This window comes from Stappia sediminis (assembly GCF_009826895.1).
Lineage (GTDB): Bacteria > Pseudomonadota > Alphaproteobacteria > Rhizobiales > Stappiaceae > Hongsoonwoonella > Hongsoonwoonella sediminis.
Genome location: NZ_WUMV01000003.1, coordinates 872,004 through 897,206 on the forward strand (window position 1 = coordinate 872,004; position 25,203 = coordinate 897,206).

Annotated in this window: 16 protein-coding genes, 1 tRNA gene and 2 pseudogenes; 4 read left to right on the forward strand and 15 right to left on the reverse strand. The window is 58.8% G+C overall.

The genetic code is table 11. The annotated features are described in order from the left end of the window. Positions 1-23 precede the first annotated feature (23 nt). From GR183_RS10925 to GR183_RS10935, 3 genes are all read right to left on the reverse strand, one after another. Positions 24-2,234 carry a CHASE2 domain-containing protein gene (locus GR183_RS10925; protein ID WP_160775597.1) on the reverse strand — a complete coding sequence of 737 codons (2,211 nt, stop codon included), beginning with the start codon at positions 2,232-2,234 and terminating at the stop codon, positions 24-26. A gap of 122 nt (positions 2,235-2,356) precedes the next feature. Beyond that, complete coding sequence (rpoH, locus tag GR183_RS10930) at positions 2,357-3,250, reverse strand: RNA polymerase sigma factor RpoH (RefSeq protein ID WP_160775598.1); 894 nt, start codon at positions 3,248-3,250, stop codon at positions 2,357-2,359. Between the two features lie 169 nt (positions 3,251-3,419). Next, the gene (locus GR183_RS10935) at positions 3,420-4,406 is read right to left on the reverse strand and encodes an RluA family pseudouridine synthase (RefSeq protein ID WP_202396056.1); all 987 of its coding nucleotides are present in this window, start codon (positions 4,404-4,406) and stop codon (positions 3,420-3,422) included. A 58-nt stretch (positions 4,407-4,464) separates the two neighbouring features. Between GR183_RS10935 and GR183_RS10940 the strand changes: the two genes are divergently transcribed. Further along, complete coding sequence (locus GR183_RS10940; RefSeq protein ID WP_160775599.1) at positions 4,465-4,821, forward strand: DUF6476 family protein; 357 nt, start codon at positions 4,465-4,467, stop codon at positions 4,819-4,821. Positions 4,822-4,947: 126 nt separating this feature from the next. Beyond that, positions 4,948-5,023: transfer RNA gene (locus tag GR183_RS10945), tRNA-Glu, on the forward strand. 193 nt (positions 5,024-5,216) lie between these two features. On the opposite strand, the pseudogene GR183_RS21960 reads toward GR183_RS10945, so the two are convergent. After that, positions 5,217-5,327, reverse strand: a pseudogene (locus tag GR183_RS21960) (IS5/IS1182 family transposase); the annotation flags it as partial. Positions 5,328-5,551: 224 nt separating this feature from the next. Then, entirely contained in the window at positions 5,552-6,760 is a 1,209-nt protein-coding gene (locus GR183_RS10950) for a mandelate racemase/muconate lactonizing enzyme family protein (protein ID WP_160775600.1), read from the reverse strand. 439 nt (positions 6,761-7,199) lie between these two features. Here GR183_RS10950 and GR183_RS10955 point away from each other — a divergent pair, with 439 nt between their 5' ends. Then, positions 7,200-7,538, forward strand: a complete 339-nt coding sequence (locus GR183_RS10955; protein WP_160775601.1) for a transposase — start codon at positions 7,200-7,202, stop codon at positions 7,536-7,538. 729 nt (positions 7,539-8,267) lie between these two features. Here the strand turns inward: GR183_RS10955 and GR183_RS10960 are convergent. The 9 genes and pseudogenes from GR183_RS10960 to GR183_RS11005 all read right to left on the reverse strand — a co-directional run bounded on the left by GR183_RS10960 (position 8,268) and on the right by GR183_RS11005 (position 23,152). Next, complete coding sequence (locus GR183_RS10960; RefSeq protein WP_160775602.1) at positions 8,268-9,896, reverse strand: alpha-D-glucose phosphate-specific phosphoglucomutase; 1,629 nt, start codon at positions 9,894-9,896, stop codon at positions 8,268-8,270. A 74-nt stretch (positions 9,897-9,970) separates the two neighbouring features. After that, positions 9,971-12,055, reverse strand: coding sequence for a 4-alpha-glucanotransferase (malQ, locus tag GR183_RS10965; protein ID WP_160775603.1), 2,085 nt, complete (start codon positions 12,053-12,055; stop codon positions 9,971-9,973). After that, positions 12,052-14,154 (reverse strand): glycogen debranching protein GlgX, encoded by a 2,103-nt coding sequence (gene glgX, locus GR183_RS10970; RefSeq protein ID WP_160775604.1) that lies wholly within the window; start codon positions 14,152-14,154, stop codon positions 12,052-12,054. The genes malQ and glgX overlap by 4 nt, the downstream gene beginning before the upstream one ends. 4 nt (positions 14,155-14,158) lie before the next feature. Continuing rightward, positions 14,159-15,607, reverse strand: coding sequence for a glycogen synthase GlgA (gene glgA / locus GR183_RS10975; RefSeq protein ID WP_160775605.1), 1,449 nt, complete (start codon positions 15,605-15,607; stop codon positions 14,159-14,161). Between the two features lie 3 nt (positions 15,608-15,610). Then, on the reverse strand, positions 15,611-16,870 hold the full coding sequence (gene glgC, locus GR183_RS10980; protein WP_160775606.1) for a glucose-1-phosphate adenylyltransferase: 1,260 nt from the start codon (positions 16,868-16,870) through the stop codon (positions 15,611-15,613). Positions 16,871-16,924: 54 nt separating this feature from the next. Continuing rightward, complete coding sequence (gene glgB, locus GR183_RS10985) at positions 16,925-19,114, reverse strand: 1,4-alpha-glucan branching protein GlgB (RefSeq protein ID WP_160775607.1); 2,190 nt, start codon at positions 19,112-19,114, stop codon at positions 16,925-16,927. Then, on the reverse strand, positions 19,111-21,540 hold the full coding sequence (locus tag GR183_RS10990) for a glycogen/starch/alpha-glucan phosphorylase (RefSeq protein WP_160775608.1): 2,430 nt from the start codon (positions 21,538-21,540) through the stop codon (positions 19,111-19,113). The genes glgB and GR183_RS10990 overlap by 4 nt, the downstream gene beginning before the upstream one ends. A 150-nt stretch (positions 21,541-21,690) precedes the next feature. Then, positions 21,691-22,529: pseudogene (locus tag GR183_RS11000) on the reverse strand (IS3 family transposase); the annotation flags it as partial. Between the two features lie 161 nt (positions 22,530-22,690). Beyond that, entirely contained in the window at positions 22,691-23,152 is a 462-nt protein-coding gene (locus GR183_RS11005; RefSeq protein WP_160775610.1) for an MAPEG family protein, read from the reverse strand. Between the two features lie 99 nt (positions 23,153-23,251). Between GR183_RS11005 and GR183_RS11010 the strand changes: the two genes are divergently transcribed. Next, complete coding sequence (locus tag GR183_RS11010; RefSeq protein ID WP_160775611.1) at positions 23,252-23,836, forward strand: TetR/AcrR family transcriptional regulator; 585 nt, start codon at positions 23,252-23,254, stop codon at positions 23,834-23,836. 145 nt (positions 23,837-23,981) lie between these two features. On the opposite strand, the gene GR183_RS11015 is transcribed toward GR183_RS11010, so the two are convergent. Beyond that, the gene (locus GR183_RS11015) at positions 23,982-25,103 is read right to left on the reverse strand and encodes an HD-GYP domain-containing protein (protein ID WP_160775612.1); all 1,122 of its coding nucleotides are present in this window, start codon (positions 25,101-25,103) and stop codon (positions 23,982-23,984) included. Positions 25,104-25,203: the final 100 nt, after the last annotated feature.

Below are 25,203 nucleotides of genomic sequence, written 5' to 3' on the forward strand. Positions count from 1 at the left end.
CGGCGGCTGAGCCAGGAATTTTATCAGCCGCCGGCCGTTCGCATGCGTGGCAGGGCCGCGATCCTCGCTTCGAGACTGGCATAGAAATCGGACAGGTTGTCCCGGGCAAGGCGCCGGCATTCTGCCAGGCACATCCGGGCTGCATCTGCACTTTCGGCGTCGATTGCCGAAATGAGCCTGCCGTGAACCTCGCACAGCTCCTTGAACGCATCGCTTTCGGCGTAGTCCGGCGGGCCGATGAGGGCGTGCAGCTTCACCGGGTGGGATTTGCCTTTTAGCGGGATCGAGCCTGCCTCCAGATAGGCGAATTCGGGTGCCGCCTGCATCGTATCTTCGGAGACGAGGCAGGTCGCGCCTATGGCCTTGCAGCTTGATTCGATACGCGCGGCGATGTTCACCACATCTCCGATCACCGAATAGTTGAATCGCCGGGTCGAGCCCATGTTGCCCACGCAGGCCGGCCCGCTGTTGATCCCCACGCCGATGCGGACATCTTGTGACGGCAGACCCCGCGTCTTGAAGCCGAAGGCATCCTCCTCGTTCAGCCGGTTGACGGTTTCGGCAAGTGCCAGGGCCGCCCGGCAGGCGTGCGCGGCATGATCCTCGATCGCCAGAGGCGCATTCCAGAACGCCATGATGCTGTCGCCGATATATTTGTCGATCGTACCGCCCTCGGCCTGGATGGCTTCCGACAGGGGAGAGAACAGCGTGTTGAGGAAGCCGACCAGGTCCGTCGGCGAGAGTTGCTCGGAAATCGGCGTGAAACCGCGCACGTCCATGAAAAGGATCGTCATCTCGCGCATTTGGCCGCCGAGCTTGAGGTGTTCGGGTGCCGTTTCCAGCCTCCTGACGAGTTCGGGCGAAAGATATTGCCCGAAGGCGGTGCGCACGAATTTCTTCTCCCGCTCGGTGAGCAGGTAGAGAAGCGCCGTAGCGGTCGCATAGACGAGGAGATTCGCCAGCGCCGGATAGACGGGGTCTATGAGCAGGCTTTGCTCCTTGAAGAGATAGGCGGCTCCGCCAAGGATGATCGCGGCGGAGATACCGCCGAACGCCGCCGTCCAGCCGGCGCCGAGCCAGGGAAGCGCCGAAATGATGAACAGGCCGAGCATGAAGGTGACGATCAATTCAAGGCCGTAGGCCCAGTCGGGACGCGTGAGGAACCGGCCCGTCGTTATCTGCTCCAGTGCTTGCGCGTGAACCGAAACGCCCGGCACCAGCTCGCCGAGCGGCGTGACGCGAATATCGGACAGACCGACCGAAGACGTGCCGATGAGCGCGATCCTGCCTTCGACCGCTGCAGCGGCCTTGGCTTCCTTTTCGGGCTCAAGGATATCGGCTGCGGAGATGTAGCGCTCGCTCCTGTCCCGGTCGAAGTGTAGCCAGATTTCGCCCGTCGCCGTGGTCGGAATTTCGAATGCGCCCACCTTGATCGCCGTAATTGCCGGCGCGCCGCTGTCTATCTCGCCGCTTGATGCTGTCGTGCGTATCAGGATCCCGGAAGCGCCTTGCGCTACCCTGAGCGCCTCGACGGAAAGGCCGGGATAGAGCTTCTCCCCGTCGCTGAAGACCAGTGGTAGGCGGCGGACCACGCCTGCCGTATCGTGAAGCGACAGGCTCACGCTGCCGACGCCGGCTGCGGCATCCTCCAGCAACGGAAGGCTCGTCAGCGAATCCAGGAACGTCGGCACGAGTTTCGCCGGGTCGTGTCCGCCGTAGGCGAAGCCCGCTTTTGCTGCCGGCCGCTTGTTGCCGGGGGAGGGCAAGGTCGCGAACCCGACCACCACGGACCGGTTCTCGATCGCGGAGGCGAAAAGGCTATCAGTGTCGGGCAGTTTTCCCGCAATTGCCTCGAGCTCCGCCGTGTTGGAATTTTCCTCGAGGCCGAGATTTCGCAAAATACGGCGCGGCGAATTGCGGTCCGGTTCGGCGAAGATGATGTCATAGGCGATGGAAGCTGCGCCAAGCTCCGATAATCGCTGCGTCAGTTTGGCGAGGAGGTCCCTCGGCCAGGGCCATTGTCCGTATTCGCCAAGCGAACTTTCATCAATATCTACAATCACCACCGGCGCCGATTCATACGCCCGCGGCCAGATTCTCTGGAATGCATCGAACGTCAATTCGCGCACGGAAGACAGGAAAAACGGGTCAAAACCGCGAAGTCCGGTGACGGTTGCCAGGACCATGCCTGCTACAACCGGGACAAGAAGCTCTTTGCGCCGAAAAAGGCCCATGCACTATCCCAACGTTTAGAAAAGTCCGCGAAAAATCGCGGACTTTTGTTGGTCACGTTAGGTAATGAGAAAAGATCGTGCAAGAAGCGTGGCCTGCCCGAGCTTACGGTCGGAGCCCGGCGTTATGTCAATTCCGCTGGGCGTTGCTCAAGCGCGCGGGCGCTTTTCTTGACGGCTTTTTGCACCTTCTCGAACGCTCGAACCTCGATCTGGCGCACACGTTCGCGGCTTACTCCGAACTCGCCGGAAAGCTCCTCCAGCGTTATCGGATCCTCCGAAAGCCGTCGGGCCTCGAAAATCCGCCGCTCACGGTCGTTCAGGACGCTCATCGCGTCTTTCAGCAGCTTGATGCGATGATCGTGCTCTTCCTGGTCGGCAAGGATTTCTTCCTGGGATTCGGAATCGTCCACCAGCCAGTCCTGCCACTCGCCTCCGTCGGCTTCCTGACGGATCGGCGCATTGAGTGAGGCATCGCCGCCCAGGCGCCGGTTCATGGAGACGACGTCATCTTCGCTGACGCCGAGCTTCGTCGCGATCTCCTGCACGTGTTCAGGCTTGAGGTCGCCGTCGTCCAGCGCCTGGATGCGGCCCTTCAGGCGGCGAAGGTTGAAGAAAAGGCGCTTCTGGCTTGCGGTCGTGCCCATCTTCACAAGGCTCCAGGACCGCAGGATATACTCCTGGATCGAAGCCTTGATCCACCACATCGCGTATGTGGCAAGGCGGAATCCCTTGTCGGGCTCAAAACGCTTGACGGCCTGCATCAGGCCGACATTCCCCTCCGATACGACCTCGGCTATCGGAAGACCATAGCCGCGGTAGCCCATCGCGATCTTAGCCACGAGGCGCAGATGCGACGTAACGAGCTTTTCCGCCGCTTCCGTATCGTCATGCTCCTTGTAGCGCTTGGCGAGCATGTATTCTTCCTGCGGCTCCAGCATGGGAAACCGCCGGATTTCATCCAGATATCGGGATAACCCACCTTCCGCCGAGGTGAGTGCAGGTATGTTCTGGGCCATTGTATGCGCCCCCTTTCATCCTCCTCGCGCTTCCGCTCCGGCTCCCCTTGCGATGGACCAGCCGATGACTTGGCAAACGCTTGATTTACGGTGCCCGTTCCGGCGCACCGACGAAGAATATATAGAACGCAATGAGTCAAAACCACGGCCTTGACCCGGAAAATGTTTGTCAAAGTGTATCAAACGCATCGAGAAGGGCCTGAAAATCATCAGGAATCTCGGATTTGAAACGCATCAGATCACCGGTTTCAGGATGCGCGAATGCCAGCAGCCCCGCATGCAACGCCTGGCGCGGGAACCGGGCGGCCGCGGACCTTGCGGGCTCGGCGAGGCGAGCTGCTTTCGTGCGAAATCCCGCACCATAATCTGCATCGCCGATCAACGGATGGCCGATGTGCGCCATGTGAACGCGAATCTGATGCGTGCGGCCGGTCTCCAACCTGCAGGCGATCAAGCTTGCCGGCGCATCGCCATCTCCGCTTCCGTACCGCTTTATCATCTGCCAATGGGTGATGGCCCGGCGCCCGCCCGACCGTGTAACCGTGATTTTCTGCCGATTTGTGACCGAACGGGCGAGCGGCGCATCGATCGTTCCCCTGAAGGTGCCGGGCGCTCCCCAAACCAGCGCCGTGTAGCTGCGTTCCAGCGGGCCCGATCGCCCGTGATCGGCAAATTGCGCCGCCAGGCCTTGATGCGCCTTGTCGGTCTTGGCGACGACGAGCAGACCGCTCGTATCCTTGTCGAGCCGGTGGACGATGCCGGGCCGTTTCACGCCGCCGATCCCGGACAGCGTATCGCCGCAGTGATGGATCAGCGCGTTGACGAGGGTGCCGGTCCAGTTGCCGGCGCCCGGATGAACCACCAGCCCCGCGGGCTTGTCGATGACGATGAGGTGCTCGTCTTCGTAAACAACATCGAGCGGGATGTCCTCCGGCTGCGGTTCAGCCGGTTCCGCTTCCGGGATAGCCATAACGATGGTATCACCTTCGTTGACCCTGTATTTGGGCTCCACTATGGTCTCGCCGCCAACGCAGACCTGTCCTTGCCTGATAAGTGTCTGGATCCGGTTCCGGCTGATATCCGGCGTCTTGCGGGCTATCAGCTGGTCGAGACGGATACCGGCTTCGGGGGCCGTCACTGCTATCGTTGCCACCATTTCCAGGTTTTCGGCGCTCTCTTCGCCGATTTCCATTTCGTCCGGAGACCTATTCTGCATGAGCCAATCCGCCTTCGATGATGATCCGGACAAGGAGCCGCCGCTCGATCCCGCCGCCGAGCGCCTGCAACGAAAACTGAAGCGCCTGCTCGCCGTCTCCAGTCTCGTCATGGTTTTGGGCTTCATCGCCGTATTTGCCGCAATCGTATATCGCGTCACATCGAACGATGCGCAAGCCGACCTCGATGCGATCGCCGCAACCGTTGCAATAGAGGCAGGTGCGGAAGTCGCCGATGTAGAGATTGCCGATGGCCGCGTTATCGTCCTGCTGCGAAAGGAAAATGGCACTTCGCTCGTCTATATAGACCCCGCGACCGGTCGTGAGACAGGCAGGACGGAGTTCGTTGCACGCTAAAGGGAAAAAAGGTTCCGGCCGGGCCATGTCGTTTTTCCCCACAGTGGAATTTTTGCCGGAAAGAAGACTTGCAATAAGCCGGGCGAGCGGTTAGATAACCGCCTCTGTCCGAAGGACACGACCGCTGCCCCCATCGTCTAGCGGTCTAGGACGCCGCCCTCTCACGGCGGAAACAGGGGTTCGAGTCCCCTTGGGGGTGCCAATTAAATCAAGAACTTAGCTTGAAAATTCTCTATTTCATCGAATAACCGACGAATAAGCATTGACGAACGACGGTGAACGTTGACGAAAAAACCGCCGCGTTTTCGATGCGGCGCGCATTGAGTTATCGACTGATGCAAAAGGGGCCGGAGCTACGCGTGTGGGATTTGGCCGCGCCGGCGAAGCTCTCGTCATGGCATTCCAGACCTCAAGATCCAGAAAATGCCCTTCAGGACACGCCTGTCATCCTCATGTGGTGCGCTTTGCGGCTTGCAAGGAAGGATTGGTGCAACCAATCGCCTGATCTTGCCTGCTGAGCAGGTCCACCGTTATGGTTAGGGATCAGAGGGCTTGAGTTGCTACTGCGGCTTGGACCACGCGGCTGGAGATTTTCCGGGGATTTGGGCTCAGGGCAACTGCATCACATCTGCGCGATTCATCAGCACGACAGACATTACGGCAACCCAAGCACCAACGATATAGAATTTGTCCAGCTTCTCAATGGCTCCGTCAGTCCCTGGAGAATGGGTCACGGAACGACCGGATCTGTGGCAAGATTCAGGTGAAGCTCGCTGCCGGTGTAGGGATGGGCGGCAATCGCAGCGTCGTTCAATTCGACACCAAGCCCCGACGCAGTGGGCGGGATGACATAGCCATCCTCCCATCTGATCGAAGTGGACAGAAACTGCATGAACGGTCCGTCGAACCGCCCGATGGATTCTAGGATCAGAAAGTTCGGGCTGCAGGTGGCGATCTGTATATTCGCGGCCGCCACGACCGGCCCACAGTAGAGATGCGGTGCGATCTGTGCTGCGCGGGTTTCGGCCATCGAGGCGATCTTCTTGGCCTCCAGAATTCCGCCGACCCGCCCGAGGTTCATCTGCAGGATCGAAGCGGCTCCCGCCTCCAGGAGGCGAGCAAATTCATGCTTTGTCGTCAGCCGCTCTCCCGTTGCAATCGGGATCGAGGTGTAGCGCGCGACCTCGGCCATGTCGGCAGGGTTTTCCGGAGGCAACGGCTCTTCGAACCACAGAGGATCATAGGCTTCAAGGCGCCGCGCCATGCGTTTCGCGCCGGAAACGGTAAACTGCCCATGCGTTCCGAACAAAAGGTCGGCGCGGGTGCCGACCGCCTCTCGAATGCGCTTGCAAAACCGCTCGGACCGATCAAGGTCGCTCAGGAGAGGCTGGTGGCCGTCATAGATCGTATAAGGGCCCGCGGGGTCGAATTTCACTGCCGTGAAGCCCTGCTCAACCGCCTTCACAGCCGCTTCCGCCGCAAGGTCCGGGTCGTTGTAGACGTTGGGCGCTTCCGGGTCGGGGTAGACATCGCCCGTGGGCGGGTAGAGGTAGGTATAGCTGCGCAACCGCTCATGCACCTTGCCGCCCAGAAGCTGGTAGACCGGCTGATCGGCAGCCTTGCCGATTATGTCCCAACACGCCATTTCCAGCCCGGAAAGAACGCCCATCACCGTCACATCCGGGCGCATGGTGAAGCCCGCGCCATAGGTCTTGCGCCAAAGCTTTTCGATGTGATGCGGGTCTTCGCCTTCGAACTGGCGGGTGAAGACCTCCACCGCCATTTGCGCGCAAAGGTCCGGCCCGAATGTGGCGTTGTAGATCTCGCCGACACCGCTGATCCCGCAGGCTGTGGTCAGCCGTGCGAAGATGAAGTAGCGCCCGCCGTGGCGCGGCGGCGGGTTGCCGACGACGAAGGTTTCGATCTTGTCGAGTTTCATGGGATGGAACTTTTCCCGTCAGGCGTTATGCACGTCAACCCCGGCAGCGTGGATGGCGAGCATGATGATTGGGCCATTGGTGTCGCAGAAGTGACATTCAAAAAAGTTCCGCCTTCGCAAGCAAGGCGCACGGCCCTGCCAGACCCTAGATAACCGAAAAAACGTGGCACAGAATGTGGTGCCTTTACAGGGGAACGTTTGTTGATCGGCTCTCGAAGAGCACGGCACTCAAGTGCCTGGCAAATTACGCACCGGTTGCAATGAGCCAAATCGTCATTGTTGGCATCGATATCGCCAAGCACGTCTTTCACGTACACGGGTCAGATTAAGCCGTGCGTCAGGTCTTCAGTCGCCGTTTGCGACGTTCCCAGGTTGCAGCGTTCTTTGCGAACCTGCCGCCTTGCCTCTTCGGTATGGAAGCCGGTTGCGCAGCCCACCATTGGGCGAGAACGATCAAGCGCTCCGGACACGATTTGAAGCTGATGCCACCGCGCAGCAAATCGATGAGGTCGCGTCGCGGCTGATCGAAACCCCCGGCGTCGGCCCGCTTATGGCGAGCGCGTTTGCCGCGAGCGTCGAAGGCGCAGGCGCCTTTAAGAACGCGCGGCGCTTTGCCTCGTGGCTGGGCTTCACTCCGCGCCAGAATTCAAGCGGCGGTAAGGAAAAACTCCTCGCGATTTTGAAACGCGGCGACGTTTATCTCAGACCGCTCCTCATTCATGGTGAGCGGTCTCTATTGCGATCGAACGCGTCGTGCTCGCCGGCGCTGCGTGCCTAGGGTCCAGACCCTAGAGCATATCCCGCGAAATCCGGATCGGATCTCGCGACAAGGACATGCTCAAGATATTGATTCTGGAGCGAATTCTTGTCACGAATGCGCTCCCGCTTTCGTGGAAAGCGCTCTAGATCTCAGACCTGAAAGAACGGCGGTACACGAATGTTGCGACAGTGGCGCTCGCCAATAAACTTGACCGCATGATCCGGGTCGTGATGTCAAAAGGCGAGCGCATCAAATGATCTGAGAGTTCCCACCCAGGATTGCTGAAGCTGAAGATTGTCATGGCGCAACGGCCGCACCGGGGCCAGTTCACTCCGGGTAGCCCAACGAGCCTGCAATGCTCGAACGTCCGATTGCGGAACCATTTCGCGTATGTCCATGTAGGCTAGAGGCCGCTCGATCTCTATGATAGGCCGGATACATGACTGCAATCGATCCATTCGCTAGCGGACAATCAATGCTGGTCATATGCGCCTCCGTACATAGAGCGACGACTTCGTCATGGATCGCACCCACGTCGGCAAGGCATTCCGCATGATCACGTTGATCGACCAGTACAGCCATGAAAGCTTGGCCATCCCTGTGAAGCGTAAGCTGAACAGCTAGGACGTGCTGCATATTCTGCATAAGCTGTTTTTGCGCCATGGCCCGCCTGAACACATTCGTTCCGACTGACCGGGTTCCCTTTGGTGCTCCTGTTCGAGAGTTGGAATCCAGCATGTGGTCTACTCAGGTGATGACATTTGGCTCCGACCGCCCGAGGCGTTCCAGTTCCGAAATTTCCCGTGCAGCCTGGATGACAGATGCCAGGGCGTCCTGCGTATCCCGGAACAGCTTGCTTTCTTCCGTTTCCAGGTTTTCAAGATAAATGCGGAGCGTAGCGCCGACAGTTCCGGTTCCGGACAAACGGAAAACGGCGCGTGCGCCACCCTCAAAGAGAATACGTATGCCCTGCCGCAGGCTCCGAGATCCGTCGACCGGATCGAGATAGGCGAAATCGTCACAGCTTGAAATGGTCAACCCGGAGAAGCTTTTGCCCGGAAGGTCGGGAAGTTTGCCTCGCAACCCATCCATGAGCGCATTGGCGTCTTCAGCGGGAATGGCTTCGTAGTCATGGCGTGAATAGTAGTTCCGGCCGAAACGCTTCCAGTGACTTGCCATGATGTCCTTAACGCTTTGGCGCGTTTCAGCAAGAATGTTGAGCCACAGGAGCACCGCCCATAGCCCGTCCTTTTCCCGCACATGATTGGACCCGGTCCCCGCACTCTCTTCTCCACAAAGCGTTACCATCCCTGCATCCAGAAGATTGCCGAAAAACTTCCAGCCGGTCGGTGTTTCGTAATGGTCTATGCCCAGGGCTTCCGCCACCCTGTCGGCGGCCGTGCTTGTCGGCATCGACCGCGCCACGCCAGCAAGGCCTTTTGCATAACCGGGCGCAAGATGGGCATTCGCGGCAAGCACAGCCAAGCTATCTGACGGGGTCACGTATATGCCCTTGCCCAAAATCATGTTCCGGTCACCGTCACCGTCGGATGCCGCTGCAAAATCGGGCGCGTCGGCGGACATGACGAGATCCACGAGCTGCTTGGCCCAGACAGGGTTCGGATCCGGATGTCCACCGCCGAAATCCACCGAAGGCTGCGCGTTGAGGACGGTGCCTGCCGCTGCGCCCAGTTCACCTTCGAGGATGGCTTTGGCATATGGGCCCGTGACGGCGTGCATCGCGTCAAATCGCATGGTGAACCCGCTTTCAAAGAGATCCCGAACCTTGGCAAAGTCGAAAAGCTGTTCCATCAAAGCGGCATAGTCGGCAACCGGATCGACGATTTCGACGGTCGTGCTTCCAATTCCCTTCATGCCGAGCGTTGACAGGTCAAGATCCGACGCTTCGAAGATCCGGTAGCTGTCTATGGTTTTGGTCTGGGAAAAAATCTCTTCGGTAATGGCCTCCGGTGCGGGACCGCCATTGGAAACATTGTATTTCAGGCCGAAATCCTCATCGATCCCGCCGGGATTGTGGCTTGCCGAGAGCACCAGTCCGCCATCTGCATTGCGCTGGCGGATGAGGTTCGATACGGCCGGTGTTGAAAGCAGGCCATCCTGGCCGACGATAACCTTTGCAGCTCCATTGGCAGCCGCGATCTTCAGGATGATCTGGACCGCCTCGCGATTGAAATACCTGCCATCGCCGCCGACGACAAAGGTTTTGTCTTTCGCGCCGCCAATACTGTTGAAGATCGCCTGTACGAAACATTCTAAATAACCGGGCTCCATGAAAACGCGGGTTTTCTTGCGCAAACCGGAGGTTCCCGGCTTCTGGCCTTCGAATGGTCCCGCTTGAAGAGTCCGAACGGTCATCATTGCTTCTCCCTGGAACGATCGCGGTCGGATGAACGTAGACGAGATAAATTTACCTCTTAAAAACGATCCACTTATTGGCGTTCGGCTGTATCCGGCCGGACGTCCTGTGATCCCTCAACCTGTTTCCTTTCAGCGGTTCGCCCGCCCTTCTGCATGATAGTCCGAAGCCCTTCCAGTTGCGGAAAGCCCGCCAGTTCCTCGATCGGGACCGGACAGCGCCGCAGCCAGTTGGGATGCTCGCCGATCGTACTCGGCAGGTTCTGCGCTTCCCGCTCACCTAGAATATCGTCAAGTTGCACGGCGACAAGTTCGGCGGGGGATTGCGCAAGCGTTGCATGCATTGCGTCCCGGAAACCTTCCGCATCGTCCGCATTCCGATATCCTGCCGGAGCGTTCGCCAACAGACCGGCGGCCTCCTTATCGCGCTCCAGCCGCTTCCCGGACTTTTCGGCCGGTGCGATCCAGCCAAGCCTTTCCCACCAGTCGATGTCAGCCCCCTCCCAATAGCCGCGCAGGGTTGGCGTGTCGTGGGTGGCAAAGCAGGCGAGCGAGCGTTTGCGTAATCTGGAAGGATCATGAAGGACGCCGTCGGCTTTTTCGTATTGCAGAACCGAGTAGCCGTAAAAGCCGAGCTGGCAAAGTTCGTCGCGAAAACCGTCAGGAACCAGGCCGAGGTCCTCGCCGACGACAATCGTATTCGACCGGTGCGCTTCAATGGCGACGATTGCGGCGAGCGTCCTGAACGGCTGGCTGATGTAGCCGCCCGGGCTGCCGTCCCGAGGTAACCAGAAGCTCCGTTTGAGCCCGAGCACGTGATCGATACGCAATAGTCCGCAATGGCGCATGATCCGCCGCAGCAGACGGCGCAGCGCGACGTAGCGGTCCCGTGCAAGCTTTCGCGGGGCATAGGCGGCAAGGTTCCAGTTCTGGCCAGCAGGGCTGAGATCGTCGGGCGGTGCGCCGATGGAAACTTCTTCGGCGAGGCTCGCCCGCTCACACCAGCTTTCCGCACCGCCCAGCCGGGAGCCGACGGCCAAGTCAAGGTAGAGCCCCACTGGCATGCCGGCGCTGCAAGCCTTGGCCTGGGCGGCAGAGAGCTGACGGTCCGCCAGCCACTGGAGCCAGATATGGAAGTCCATGCGCGCCTGCAGCTTTTTCGTCCGGGTCACGCTTTCCCGGCAATGTAATTCAGCCGGCCAGCGATTCCAATCGGCGCCGTGACGTTCGCTCAGCGTCTCGAACAGCGCGAAGTCCTCAAGAGCAGCGCCTCCTTCATGCCGGAACACAGCGAGGTCGGCGCGGACGGAATCGGGCGCCTCCGCCTGGAAAGCCTTATAAGACCTTTCGAACAAAGGGCGCAGGAGTGCGCGATGGCCAGCGTAATCTATTCTTTCCGATTCCCTGACGGCTAGGAATTGCGAGGCGGCTTCAGCAACTAATGCGGTCATCGATGGGCATGCGCACAGGTCCGCCGTCTTGTCAGGCGCGATATGCCATATGTTCAGGAAACCCCGGTGCGTTGGGGAGTAGGGGCTGATGGTGTCCCTATCACTCCAGCCCGGCGCATGGACGGGATTGATCCCGTAGAAAGACGCGTCCGAAGCTGCAAGGGCCTCTGCCATCATACCGAGATCGGCAAAGTCTCCCAGGCCGAAATTGCGACTGGAGCGAAGGCCGTAGACCGTCCCAACCACGCCCCAGATACGCTCCATCCCACGCCCGGCAAGCGTTGGAAGTACATCGGGCGCCGCAATGAGCAGAACCGACTGGGCGGACTGCGCCTGTTTAAGATGAAGATCGTGCACGCCAGGAGGAAGCGGCGGCAGGCCGATCCGGCCGGAACTGCGCCCAGCATCGAATCGTTCCCCTGTTTCAAGGACGAGCTCCCATTCCGTGCCTTTGGGCACGACCACTTCGCAGGACCTATCGCAAGACAGGACTATTTCATGCCGGATAATCTGAGAGGCTTCTTCCGCCTCAAGAGCGGCGAGGGTTTCGCGCGCTTCCGTATCCGTGCCCGCAGGAAGACCGCAGGCTGCCAGGAGCGCCCGGCGTGTTTCCGGGGCCGTCGGCCGCACAACATTCTGAAGATCCCGGAATTCGCCGAATATACCGGCTTTCGCCGACAGGGTTTCGAGAACGCCGGGCGCGGTCACAGCATCGAACTTTGCGCTTTGCCAAGAATGAGCGCGTTGACGCTTTTTCCTTCCACCCACAGATGACCGTCGGCCAAAGGCAACGCATCCCCCCCTGATGGATTGGCGGTATCGAGACTGTGGATCCAGACCATTCCCTCCGGTTTCGGCGGCAGGCTGACATGGGCGCGCTGGGTGTCGCGATTGAACACGACAAAGACCGTGTCGCATTCGTCCTTGAAGGAGGGCGCTTCGGCGGCATAGCGGACCAGAAGGCAAAGGCTCGACAGCCCGGGATCCCGCCAGTTCAGCGGTTTGCCTTCCAGATCCCACCATTCCACGTCGGGCAGTCCGTCCGACGGCCGACGGGCGGCGTGCAGAAAATAAGCCTGCCTTACGGCGCAATGCGCGGCCCGGAACGCCGAGAGTTTTTGAACGAAGGCCAGAAGATCAGCGTCCGCTTCGTTCCAGTTGATCCAGCCGATCGGGTTGTCCTGGCAATAGGCGTTGTTGTTGCCGTGTTGGCTATTGCCGATCTCATCGCCGGCAAGAAGCATTGGCGTACCCTGGCACAGAAACACGGTAGCAAGCAGGTTTCGCTGACGGCGCTTGCGCCGCGCCAAGATGTCCGGATCGTCGGTTCTGCCTTCAACACCACAATTGTCGGAATAGTTTGCCCCGTGACCATCCTGATTGTTTTCAAGATTGGGCTCGTTGTGACGCTTTGCATAGGACGTGACATCGTTCAGGGTGAAGCCGTCGTGGGAGGAAACAAAATTGATCGACGACCAGGCCCGGCGGCCATTTCGGTCGAACGTTTCGGCCGACCCCAGCAATCGGGCTCCCAATTCCTGAGCGGAATGCGCGTCGCCGCGCCAGAAACGCCGGATCGTGTCGCGTGCCGTGTCGTTCCATTCGGCAAATTCCGGTGTGAATTCACCCAGCCGGTATCCGCCCGGGCCGATATCCCACGGCTCGGCAATCAGCTTAACACCGGCCAGCACCGGATCCTGCCTCAGCACGTCGAAAAAGCTGCCGCCGGGATCGAACCCGTGATTCTCGCGCCCGAGCGTAGTCGCCAGATCGAACCGGAAACCGTCGATTCCCATGACCGTGACCCAATAGCGAAGGCTGTCCATGACAAGGCGCAGCACCTGCGGATGCGAGACATTCACGGTGTTGCCGCAGCCGGTATCGTTTACATAGTAGCGCCGTTGGCCGTTGATCAGCCGGTAGTAGGACGCATTGTCCAACCCGCGGAAGCAGAGCGTCGGACCGCGATGATCCCCTTCGGCAGTGTGGTTGAAAACCACGTCGAGCAGAACCTCGATGCCGGCGGAATGAAAACGCCGCACCATTTCCCGGAAGCCGGCAATTCCCTGAGGTCCGAAATAGCGGGGCTCGGCGGCAAAGAACCCGACCGTATTGTAGCCCCAGTAATTCGACAGACCTTTATCGAGAAGAAAACTGTCATCGACGAAGGCATGCACGGGCATGATCTCGACTGCGGTCACCCCCAGCGCCTGCAGATGCTCCAGGACCGGTTCCGACGCCAGGGCCTCGTATGTGCCGCGCAAGGCCTCTTGGATCCCGGGATGCTCTTTCGTCATGCCTTTCACGTGGGTTTCGTAGATGAATGTCTCTTCCCAGGGATGGCCGGGATGATTTCCCACCGGCGCGAAGCGCGACGGGTCAGAGACGACAGACTTCGGCACGAACGGTGCGGAATCGTGCGAATCGAAACTCAAGTCCAGGGCGCTCGATGCCGGGTCGTAACCGAACACCTGCAGCGCATTGGACCACGTTCCTTCAATTTCCCTTGTATAGGGGTCGAGGAGCAGCTTGTTCGGATTGAACCGGTGTCCGTTTTCCGGCGCATATGTCCCATGGGCGCGGTAGCCGTATAGCGCGCCGACGGGCAATCCCGCCAGATAGCCATGCCAGATTGGCCCGGTTCGTTCTGGCAAGCTGAACCTTGCGATCTCCGAACGATCCTCGCGGGAAAACAGGCAGACCTCGATCTTGGAAGAATTTTCCGAAAATACCCCGAAATTGACTCCGCCCTCGTCTGGCTGCGCACCGAGCTTTTGCGGCGTGCCGGAAAGCATTTTAAGCGACATCAATTCAGGCCTTCCCCGACATCATTGTCAGTTCAGCATAAAGCGCGGCATATGATTTTGCGGAATTTTCCCAGCCGACAGGATGCTTCATCGCCCGGCGGATCATTGCCGACCAGATTTGCGGCTGTGCGAACAGGTCGCACGTTCTGTGAATGGCGTTTTCCAGCGCGAAAGCCGTTACGGGAGAGAACTGAAGGCCGGTTGCGCAATTCGCTATCAGCGCGGCTTCATTGGCATCGATCACCGTATCCGCAAGCCCGCCGGTGCGTGAGACAACTGGAATGGTTCCATACCGAAGGCCATATAATTGCGTCAGGCCGCAGGGCTCGAAACGGGACGGGATCAAAATGGCATCGGCCCCGCCCTGCATCAGATGCGACAGCGCTTCATCATAGCCGATTACCGCGCCGACCTGTCGCGGATACCGGCGCGTTGCAGCCAGAAAGCTATCTTCCAGCTGCTTCTCGCCGGTACCTAAAAGCGCAAGCGCTGCACCGCGCCCCGTCAAAGCCGGCAGTGTCTGGACGAGCAGGTCCAATCCTTTTTGCGACGTCAGCCTGCTGATCACGCAAAAAAGCGGCGCGTCCCGTGGCGGCTCAAGACCGAAGCGCTCCGCAAGTTCCGCGCGGGCCAGTCCCTTTTTCTTAAGCGAGCGCGCATTGTAGCCTGCCGGAAGCATTGGATCGGTTTCCGGATTCCACACATCGAGGTCGATCCCGTTGAGGATACCGGACAGATCCGCCCGCCGCGCCTGAAGAACTCCCTCAAGGCCCATGCCGAATTCCGGGCTCATCAGTTCGCGCGCGTATGTCGGACTGACCGTGGCAATCTTTTCGCAACAGACCAGAGCAGCTTTCAGAAAGCTGATACGACCGTAATATTCGATCCCCTCGGACGTGAAATAGCTTTTGGAGATACCGAGTTTCTCCAGAAGACCGGCGTCGAAGAGGCCCTGGAAGGCGACGTTGTGAATAGAGACCACGCAAGGCACGTTGCAGCCACGCTGACGCAGGTAGAGCGGGACGAGGCCTGCCTGCCAGTCATGGACATGCACGATATCCGGTTTCCATTTCCCTGCACCTTTTTCAGCCAGATCCGCCCCGACCTGACAAAGCGCCCCGAAACGGATGGCATTGTCGCCCCAGTCGTTCCCGTCGGGTCCGAGATAGATGTTACCGGGCCGGTCGAAGAGATGTCTTGCCTCCAGCAGCAAAAGGTCAAGGCCATTCGCCTTGACCTCCACTACACGGGCGGAACCACCCATCAGACTATCGTAGCGGGTTACCTCCCGCCCGTTTGCGGCCAGATCCGCAAGGGTTTGATAGGCGGGCAACAGAACGCGTATCCGAACACCCCGCCCGGTGAGTGCCTTGGGCACCACGCCGATCACATCGGCCAGACCTCCGGTTTTGACGAAAGGTGCACATTCGGACCCAACGAACAATACTTCCATTTTCTAAGAATCCAGTCGATCAATCATGGCCTTTGTAATGAGGCAGACCCCGCCCGGACTGCGCCGGAAACGTTTCGCGTCAAGTGCCGGATCTTCTCCGACGACGAGGCCCTCCGGAATTTTCACACCCCGGTCGAGTACGACATTCGTCAGGTGCGCGTTCCGGCCGATCTCAACATGCGGCAGGGCGACCACGCCCTGCAGGATTGAATACGAGTGTGTCTTCACGCCGGTGAACAGCAGGCACTGATCCAGCATCGAGCCTGAAATGATGCAGCCGCCCGAAACCATGGACGATGTCGCAATGCCGCGCCGGCCTTCTTCGTTGTGAATGAATTTCGCCGGTGGCATCAGTTCCGAGTAAGTCCAGATGGGCCAGTCGTGGGAGTAGATATCGAGTTCTGGGGTGAAGTCCGTAAGGTCGATGTTTGCTTGCCAGAAAGCATCGACGGTACCCACATCCCGCCAATACGGTTCGGACTCCAACCCTGTCATGACGCAGGAGCGCGAAAACGGGTGCGCTATGGCTTTGCCGTTCTTCACAATCTCCGGAATGATGTCCTTGCCGAAATCATGCGAGGAATTGGAATCCGCGCTGTCCTCCGTCAGCACCTGGAGCAGAAAATCGGTTTCGAACACATAGATGCCCATCGAGGCGAGGGAGAGATCCGGATGTCCCGGCATGGGAGGCGGGTCGGCCGGTTTTTCTACAAAAGCGACGATATTGTCCTTCTCGTCGACGTGCATGACGCCGAAGCCCTTGGCTTCTTCGCGCGGAACCTCGATGCAGCCTACCGTGACATCGGCGCCCGATTCCACATGCTGCTGGATCATAAGCGAATAATCCTGCTTGTAGATGTGATCGCCGGCCAGAACCAGAATGTATTTCGGTTCAAGACTCATGATGATGTCGATATTCTGGGTAATGGCATCGGCGGTGCCGCGGTACCAGTTTTCCTCATCAAGACGCTGGGAAGCCGGCAAAATATCGAGCGATTCATTTCGCTCGGCCCGGAAGAAGGACCAACCGCGCTGCAGATGTCGGATAAGGCTGTGAGCCTTGTATTGGGTAGCGACGCCTATGCGGCGGATCCCCGAATTGACTGCGTTGGACAGGGCAAAGTCGATAATCCTTGTCTTCCCGCCGAAATAGACCGCTGGCTTGGCCCGGCGGTCCGTCAGTTCCATCAATCGGCTGCCGCGGCCTCCGGCGAGCACGAACGCCATGGCCTGTTGTGCCAGTCTTTGGGATTCGATGTTCATTTCCGTCGCTCCTCCCCGGCTCATTATTCTCTTTTCTCGGTTTGTCAGGCCTCCTCAGCCTTGGGTGAGTTCAAAAAACAACGTAGTCAGCGGCGGCAGTGTGATCTCGATCGAATGTACCCGCCCTGAGGCTGCCACCTGGTCGCTATGGACCCCGCCCAAATTGCCGCGTCCGTCGCCGCCGTAGATTTCCGCGTTAGTGTTGATCCGTTCTGCCCAGTAGCCGGGCGCGGGCACGCCGACACGGCGCCTGCTTCGCTCAACGGGTGTGAAATTCGAGACTGCCAGCACCGGCGGCGAATGTCCGGTTCCCCGGCGCACCCACACAAAGACGCTTTCTTCGTTGCTCGTCTCCTCGACCCACTCGAAACCCTCGTGCCTGGAATCGAGTTCATAAAGGGCAGGCGTGTTCCTATAGAACCTGTTGAGGTCGCGAATGAGGGACTGGATTCCGCGATGCGGTCCGCGCTCCAGCAGATGCCAGTCAAGGCTTGAATCGTGGTTCCATTCACGGTCCTGCGCGAATTCGCCCCCCATGAAGAGCAGCTTCTTGCCGGGATGCCCCCACATGAAACCGTAGTAGGCACGGAGGTTCGCGAATTTTTCATGCTCTCCGCCCTGCATTTTCTGGAGCAGCGAACCCTTGCCGTGGACGACCTCGTCGTGGCTCAGCGGAAGAATGAAATTTTCCGAAAACGCATAGTGAAGGCCGAACGTGATCTTCGAGTGATGGTATTTCCGGTGGATGGGATCCTCCGCCAGATAGCTCAACGTATCGTTCATCCAGCCCATGTTCCATTTGAAACCAAATCCGAGACCGTTCGCGTCGACGGGGGTCGTCACACCGGGAAAGGCGGTCGATTCCTCGGCGGCAGTCAATATACCCGGCACTTCGCCGTAAACCGCCGTGTTCATGGCCTTCAGGAAGGCGATCGCCTCGAGGTTTTCCCGCCCGCCATGGATGTTTGGCACCCACTCGCCTTCCTTGCGCGAGTAATCGCGGTAGAGCATGGATGCCACGGCATCGACCCTGAGACCGTCCACATGATATTCCTGCAGCCAGTAAAGCGCGTTGGCGACCAGAAAGTTCATCACCTCGCGCCGTCCGTAATTGTAGACGAGCGTGTTCCAGTCCGGGTGGAACCCTTCGCGGCGATCCGCGTGCTCATAAAGTGCAGTGCCGTCGAAATTGCCGAGCCCGTGCGCGTCTTCCGGGAAGTGGCCGGGAACCCAGTCCATGATCACGCCGAGGCCGGCATTGTGGCAGGTTTCGACCAGTTCACGGAATTCTGCCGGTGTACCGAAGCGGATAGTCGGCGCAAAGAGACCGACCGGCTGATAGCCCCAGGAGCCGTCGAACGGATATTCCGAAACAGGCATGAGCTCCAGATGAGTGAAGCCCAGATCCACCGCATAGGGAACGAGCTGTGCGGCATGTTCGAGATAGGAGAGCGGACGGTTGCCGTCTTCCGGAACACGGCGCCAGCTTCCCAGGTGCACCTCGTAAATGGAGATCGGCCTGTCAATCCGGTGAAGGTCTGCCCGCTTGCTCATCCAGGCTTCATCCGACCATTCATGGCCGGTAATATTGCGGAAGACCGACCCGGTGAGCGGCGGATGTTCCGCGCCGAACCCGACCGGGTCCGCCTTGTGCGGCAACAATGTGCCGTCTGAGCTCAAGAGTTCGTATTTGTAGACTGCGCCTTCGGCCAGACCGGGTACGAAGACTTCCCAGACCCCTGTTGCCCCGCGGCGGCGCATCAGTGTTCTGCGGCCGTCCCAGCCATTGAAGTCGCCGATGACGGAGACCCGACTCGCATTCGGTGCCCATACGGCGAAATGAACTCCGGTGGCGCCTTCATGCGTGATCGCATGGGCGCCGAGCACCTTCCAAAGGTGCCTATGTGTTCCCTCGCCGATCAGGTACTCGTCCAGCTCTCCCATTACCGGGCCGAACCTGTAAGGATCGTCCGAAGTCCATACCCTTCCGTCCTGCTCGACACGCAGAAGATATGCGCAACGCTTTTTACGGCGGGACAACGTGCCTTCGAAAAGCCCTCCGCTGAGAGTTTTCAGCTCTGCAATAGTCTTGCCTGACTGAGGATCGATTGCCTCAACCTTGTCGGCGTTGGGCAAAAAGGCACGGACAGTCAGCTTTCCCCCGGCCTCGTGCAAACCCAGTACGGCGAATGGATCCTGATGGGTTCCTCTTTCGAGTGCTTCGATGTCGGAGGAGGTTGTCATCGTGGCACCTCTCCCTTCGGCTGCCGGGCTCCGCCGATCAGACTATGCGCATTCCAGATGTCCTTCGCATAGTCCGCAATTGTCCTGTCAGATGAAAACCAACCTACGCGGGCGGTGTTCAAAACCGCCATCCTTGTCCAGCTGTCCTGGTCCGCATAGGCCGAGTCGACACGGCGTTGTGCCGCGAAATAATCATCGAAGTCGCAGGTAACGAGGAAATAATCCTTTTGCCGCAGGTCCTGCACCAGGCCTTGGTACCGGTCCGGGTCGCCGGGCGAAAAGACGCCGTTTTCGATCTGCTCGAGGGCGCGGGACAGTCTCTGGCTGACGGCGATGGCAGCTGCGGAATAGTTCTGCTGTTTCCGGCGCTCCACCACTTCAGCCGCTGTCAGTCCAAACAGGAAGAAGTTCTCAGCACCGACCCGCTCGCGGATTTCGACATTGGCCCCGTCGAGCGTGCCGATGGTCGGGGCGCCGTTGAGCGCAAATTTCATGTTTCCGGTGCCGGATGCTTCATTGCCGGCGGTCGAAATCTGTTCGGAGAGGTTGGTGGCCGGGATCAGGAGTTCCGCCATGGAGACGTTATAGTTCTCCGGATACACGATCTTCAGGAGACCTTTCACCTGCGGGTCGGCGTTGATCACCGCCGCCACGTCGTTGATGAGGTGAATGATCTGCTTGGCGACAACATAGCCGGGCGCGGCCTTGCCCCCGAAGATCTTGACCCTCGGCACCCAATCTGCATTTGGATTGTCCCGGATCTCGTTCCAAAGCGCCACAGTTTCCAGCAGGTTCATAAGCTGGCGCTTGTATTCGTGGATCCGCTTGATCTGGGCGTCGAACATCGCATCCGGGTCCACCGCAATATAGTGATGGCTTTTCAGCCAGTTGGCGACGCGGACCTTGTTCTTTGCCTTGACCGCCTTGAAGGCTTCCAGGAAGCCTGCGTCCTGGGCGTGTGGGACCAACTTCTCAAGTTGTTCCAGATCTGCGGGCCAGCCAGTTCCGATCGTATCGTTGATCAGTATCCGCAGATCCGGATTGCAGTTATGAAGCCAGCGCCGTGGCGTGATGCCGTTTGTCTGGTTGAGAATGCGGTCCGGATAATCCCGGTTGAGCTGCTCAAAGACGGTTTCCCTGACGAGGTCGCTGTGAAGTGCCGAAACCCCGTTCACCTTGTGCGCCATTATGAACGAGAGTTCGCCCATCTTGACGTCGCCGTCTTCCAATATGCGCACGGGGCTGCCGCTCGCCTTCAGGTGTGCGGATTCGATCTCGCGGACAATTTCCAGATGCCTTGGAAGTACACGCTTGAAGATCGGCTCCGGCCACCTCTCCAATGCCTCGGGCAGAAGCGTGTGGTTTGTGTAGCCCAAGCAGCCGCGTGCAATGTCGATGGCATTTTCCATCTCCAGCTTTCGCTCGTCCACCAAAAGGCGCACCAGTTCCGGTCCGGCTATTGCCGGGTGCGTATCGTTGAGCTGGATAGCGACGCGTTGCGGCAGATCCCGAACGACTCTGCCTTCGGAATCGAGGCGTCGCAGAATGTCCTTGATCGAGGCGGCGGTGAAAAAATATTCCTGTTTGAGCCGGAGTTCCTTGCCCGCTTCGGAGGTGTCGTCGGGATAAAGTACACGGGAAATCGTCCGGGCAAGCGCTTCGAGTTCGCTTGCGGCGAGGTATTCGCCGCGATTGAAGCTGTCGAGGTCGAAGACCTTGACAGGCTTGGCAGCCCACAAACGGAGCGTGTTTGCCCAAAGGCCGTTCCATCCGACGACCGGAGTATCGTATGCGGAGGCGATGATCGTCTCGGCTGGAATCCATTTGGACGTCTGGCCTGATTTCTCCACAGTGCCGCCGAACCCTATTTCGTAGCGCACCTCAGGTCTTTCGAACTCCCACGCATAGCGCTGCGTGAGCCAGTTCTCAGCCGTTTCAATCTGCTGACCATCCTTAAAATGCTGCTCGAAAAGTCCGTGTTCATAGCGGATACCGTACCCATAGGCTGGGATACCAAGGGTAGCGAGCGAATCCATGAAACAGGCAGCAAGGCGGCCGAGCCCTCCATTGCCTAAAGCCGCATCCGGCTCATCTCTGACAACTTGCCCGTAATCTTGACCCAAAGACCTCATCGCCGCGGCCGCCACGTCTTCTGCACGCAGATTGGTTGCAACGTCCTCGATCAGGCGCCCAACCAGAAACTCCATGGAAAGATAGTAAACTCGCTTGGCCTCGGCCTCATAGGTTGTCCGGGTCGAAGCGAACCAGGGTCTGATAACTTGATCCCGCAACGCCAACGAGAGCGCCATGCGCCAATCATAAATAGAGGCGTGTTCCGGGTCCTTGCCCTGAGACGACGTGAGATGATTCAAAATCACTTCTGCGAACTGTTCGGCTGTCAACAGGTTACGCCTTTCGTTCAGCATCTTAAGACTTTGCAGTTGGCTTCCGATATAGTCACGGACTTCAACATTGGCACTCCTTTGAGCAGCACAATCCTATTGGTCCGGTTTGATTGTTAGTGCATCACTGGCCAGGACTTCACCCTGTTTCCAGTCCGGGCTTCGTACGACTTCTCAGGTTGGTTGAGGTTGGGCCGTAAAGGCGTTAGGCGTCAAGTTTCCGTACGCTGAGTGCTGCCGGTTTTCGTTGTAGTCATTCCTCCATTCGTTGATCTGTTGGGGGCGTCTGCCATCTACTGGAACCGTGAGGCATTGAGGTATCCCTGTATGACCCGGCTGTTGAATGCTTCGATGTAGGCGTTGTCGCTTGGTTTTCCCGGCCGCGAGAAGTCGAGTTCAACTCTGTTCAGATATGCCCACTGGTCGAGCAGGCGCCCGGCAAACTCTGGGCCGTTGTCGACTCGAATGCTCCGCGGCTTACCCCTGATCCGAGCGATCCCGTCCAGCTCGTCGGCGACCTGGTAGGCGCGGAAGTTTATCCTCGCAGATGTCGCGAGAGCCTCTCTCGTATGGCAGTCCACGATGGTCAGGATCCGGAACGGCTGGCCGTCGAAAATCTTGTTTGACATGAAGTCCATCGCCCAGACATCGTTCATGGCATTGGCATCGGGGCGCCCGGACCGATAGCGGCAGGCCCGCTGCCATCTTGGGCTCCGGGTGCGGATCGACAGGCCTTCTTCGCTGTAGAGACGGTAGGTGCGCTTGTGGTTGACCTGCCAGCCATCGCGTCGCAGCAGGACATGGAGGCGCCGATGGCCGTAGCGAACCCGGCTTCCAGCCGGCTCTTTCAACCGCATCCGCAGTTCGATGGCCGGATCGCGCCGCAACTGGTATCTGTGCGAAGCCCGTCCGAAGCTCATGGCACGGCACGCTCTGCGTTCGGGCAGCGCGAAGACCGCCTGGTAATGCCGGACGACTTCGCGACGATGGACGGCCCTTCCGGCGGTCCTCCTCCTGAAGCTGAACGATCTTCGCTCATACCAGGCTCCAAATCCTGCTACTCAACAGATCCTGGGGCAGGGATGTGGCCGTTTATCGCAAACGCATTTGATGGACGTTCAATCCGGCAGGTCGAGAAATGCTTTTAACGAGAGATTTTGGCTCTTTTGCGTTTTCAAAGCGCTGCCGCCAGCGTGTAGAGAGCCATGAAAATCACGATCAGCGAACCGACTGTGTAGAGCGTTGCTCGCATTTCATGCGACTGTTTGGTCGCATAGGCGAGCGTGTGCAGCAGCCGTGCGGCGACGAAGCCGTACATCAGGGTATTGGCGAGCCAGAGCGGTGGGCCGGCGAGTACGAACAGCAGCCCGCTTGCCAGGAATGCCGGTATGTTCTCCAGATCGTTGCGGTGCATCCGGCGCGACCGGTCGACATAATCGATTATTTCAAGCTGCTCCGGTCGCGGATTCTTGTTGATGATCCCCACTTGCAAGTCTTCGGGGCTCACGAGCCCTGCATCGGACTTCAGCATGCGATAGACCGTCATCCAACCTTGGCCCATGATTTTGAGAACCATCAGCGAGGCTGCGATCATGTAGGTCGCGAATACGGGATTCTCGGGCGTTAATGAGGTCATAGCGTCACTCTTCGGGAACAATCGCGAAACGGTACGTTTCACCAAAGTGACGGTACGTCAAAATATTTTCTTGTCAAGTTTCGTGAAACTTACTGTATCATGATTTTCATGAATCGGCCGTACAAACTCAAACGCCGTGCCGAAAGCCAGGCACGAACCCGGCAGAAGATTGTCGACGCGACGATCGCGCTGCACCAGGAAAGGGGGCTTTCGGCAACGACGGTAAGCGAGATCGCCGAACGTGCAAACGTTGGGAAAGTGACCGTATACCGCCACTTTCCCGATGATGAGGCATTGCTTGGAGCATGTAGCGGAAAATATTTCGAGATGCATCCGCTTCCCGACCCGGAGCGTTGGCGGGTCGCGTCAGACCCTCGCGACCGGATGAACCTGGGACTGAGTCAATCCTATGCCTATCATCGCGAAACCGAAGCGATGATTGCACGCGTGATGCCGGAGGCGCGCGACCACCCGGTGATGGCGCCGTATTTCGAGCATTGGCGTCATGCCGTGAGTGTGCTGGCCGAAGTTATGCCGGTTGCGCCTCGTCAGGATGAAAAACTACACGCGGTTTTGGCACTGGCGTTGAGTTTCGAGACGTGGCGGCTGCTCGTTCGGGAGCAAGGCCTGACGGATGAACAGGCGATCGAGGCGATGATGCGGATCGCTGCAGTCGAGAGATAACCGGTCCTCGTAATTGCTCCTGGTTCCTTGCGAAGAAGCGATGCGCAAGTCCCGTTGTGCCGTCGGGATGTAGAGCGGGCGAAAACGGAAGTTTCGTTCTCGCACCTTCGAGATTCCGATCTCTTCTCTTGGGTTAAATCTCCAGTCAGGCGGATGCGGCCAGCTTGGGTGCGTTGGCGTCTTTGGCCGCTCGGCGCAGTTCGCCGAATTCGCTTCGAAACGCCACTGGCCGGAACTTCTTCAGAAGTTCCCTGTCGAGTTTCGATCCCATCTCGAGCAGGATCGCATAGGCCACGCGCCGCGAGTAATGCTCCTTGTAGGAGCGTTCTTCGGTGAGAGCGGCGAAAATGTCGCAAATGGTTATGATCCGGACCAGCTGCGAAATCTGTCCGCCCTTCAGCCCCTGGGGGTAGCCGGAGCCGTCCAGAAGCTCATGATGCGACAAAGTCGCCTCGATGATCCGCTCGTCCATGTTTGCCTGGGTGGAGAGAATTTCCCTGCCGAACTCGGGATGGCGTTTGACCAGCTCGTATTCCTCTGTCTCGAGTTCGCCGGGCTTGTCGAGAATTGCCAAGGGAATCCGGACTTTTCCGATGTCATGCAGGAGGCCTGCATGCACCAGGATGTTTATCGTTTCATCATCCAGTCCCAACGCCTCCCCAAAGGCGGCTGCGTATCCGCTCACCATCATGGAATGGCAATAGGTATGGCTGTGGTGCTTGTGCACGGCGTTCAACCAGCTATCGACCCCTTCGCTCTGTATCGCATCGATCACATTGCGGGCGCAGGAGGTGATGCCGCTCCTGGGAAGTGGTTCCTCGGCCAGCGCCGCCTGTGTCATGTCGGCAAACAGGGTGTCCACGCGCCTGGCTGCGGCTGCAGTCGTATTCGGGTGATCCTGATAGAAGGGATCGCCCAGGTCGCGGAATATCTTCCGTAACGAAAGGTTGATTACGCTCTTGGGATCCGCGCGACCGAGGACGGTCGCACCGCCGATGGCGCAGGCCTGAACTATTTCCTGCCGATCGCTCTTTGAGGCAAAAACGATCTTCGGCTTGTCCGGCAGCGCCCTGAAGAGCTTGCGGATGAACGAGACATTCGATTCGACGCTGAGGCTGAGGTCGAGCACAAGCATTCGCGCATCTTCGCCCTGCGCGACCGTGAAGCCCGAAACTGGCTGGAGCCTTGCGCGGCAGAGAAAGGGAATCGTCTTCACCACGCCGCGAGGGGTATGGCCGTCATCCAATACTATTAGAGCGTCATTCATAACAAAAATGCCCCTCATACATGAATTAATGAATTTCACTGGGAAATATTCATGCATGCGCGTTAATTGCACGTAAAATTACGTTATATCTTAGGGGAAT

Coding starts and splice junctions, on each gene's coding strand:
- GR183_RS10925 (WP_160775597.1), bottom strand. CDS start 2,234: ATGGGCCTTTTTCGGCGCAAAGAGCTTCTTGTCCCGGTTGTAGCAGGC.
- rpoH (WP_160775598.1), bottom strand. CDS start 3,250: ATGGCCCAGAACATACCTGCACTCACCTCGGCGGAAGGTGGGTTATCC.
- GR183_RS10935 (WP_202396056.1), bottom strand. CDS start 4,406: ATGGTGGCAACGATAGCAGTGACGGCCCCCGAAGCCGGTATCCGTCTC.
- GR183_RS10940 (WP_160775599.1), top strand. CDS start 4,465: ATGAGCCAATCCGCCTTCGATGATGATCCGGACAAGGAGCCGCCGCTC.
- GR183_RS10950 (WP_160775600.1), bottom strand. CDS start 6,760: ATGAAACTCGACAAGATCGAAACCTTCGTCGTCGGCAACCCGCCGCCG.
- GR183_RS10960 (WP_160775602.1), bottom strand. CDS start 9,896: ATGACCGTTCGGACTCTTCAAGCGGGACCATTCGAAGGCCAGAAGCCG.
- glgX (WP_160775604.1), bottom strand. CDS start 14,154: ATGTCGCTTAAAATGCTTTCCGGCACGCCGCAAAAGCTCGGTGCGCAG.
- glgA (WP_160775605.1), bottom strand. CDS start 15,607: ATGGAAGTATTGTTCGTTGGGTCCGAATGTGCACCTTTCGTCAAAACC.
- glgC (WP_160775606.1), bottom strand. CDS start 16,870: ATGAACATCGAATCCCAAAGACTGGCACAACAGGCCATGGCGTTCGTG.
- glgB (WP_160775607.1), bottom strand. CDS start 19,114: ATGACAACCTCCTCCGACATCGAAGCACTCGAAAGAGGAACCCATCAG.
- GR183_RS10990 (WP_160775608.1), bottom strand. CDS start 21,540: ATGCTGAACGAAAGGCGTAACCTGTTGACAGCCGAACAGTTCGCAGAA.
- GR183_RS11005 (WP_160775610.1), bottom strand. CDS start 23,152: ATGACCTCATTAACGCCCGAGAATCCCGTATTCGCGACCTACATGATC.
- GR183_RS11010 (WP_160775611.1), top strand. CDS start 23,252: ATGATTTTCATGAATCGGCCGTACAAACTCAAACGCCGTGCCGAAAGC.
- GR183_RS11015 (WP_160775612.1), bottom strand. CDS start 25,103: ATGAATGACGCTCTAATAGTATTGGATGACGGCCATACCCCTCGCGGC.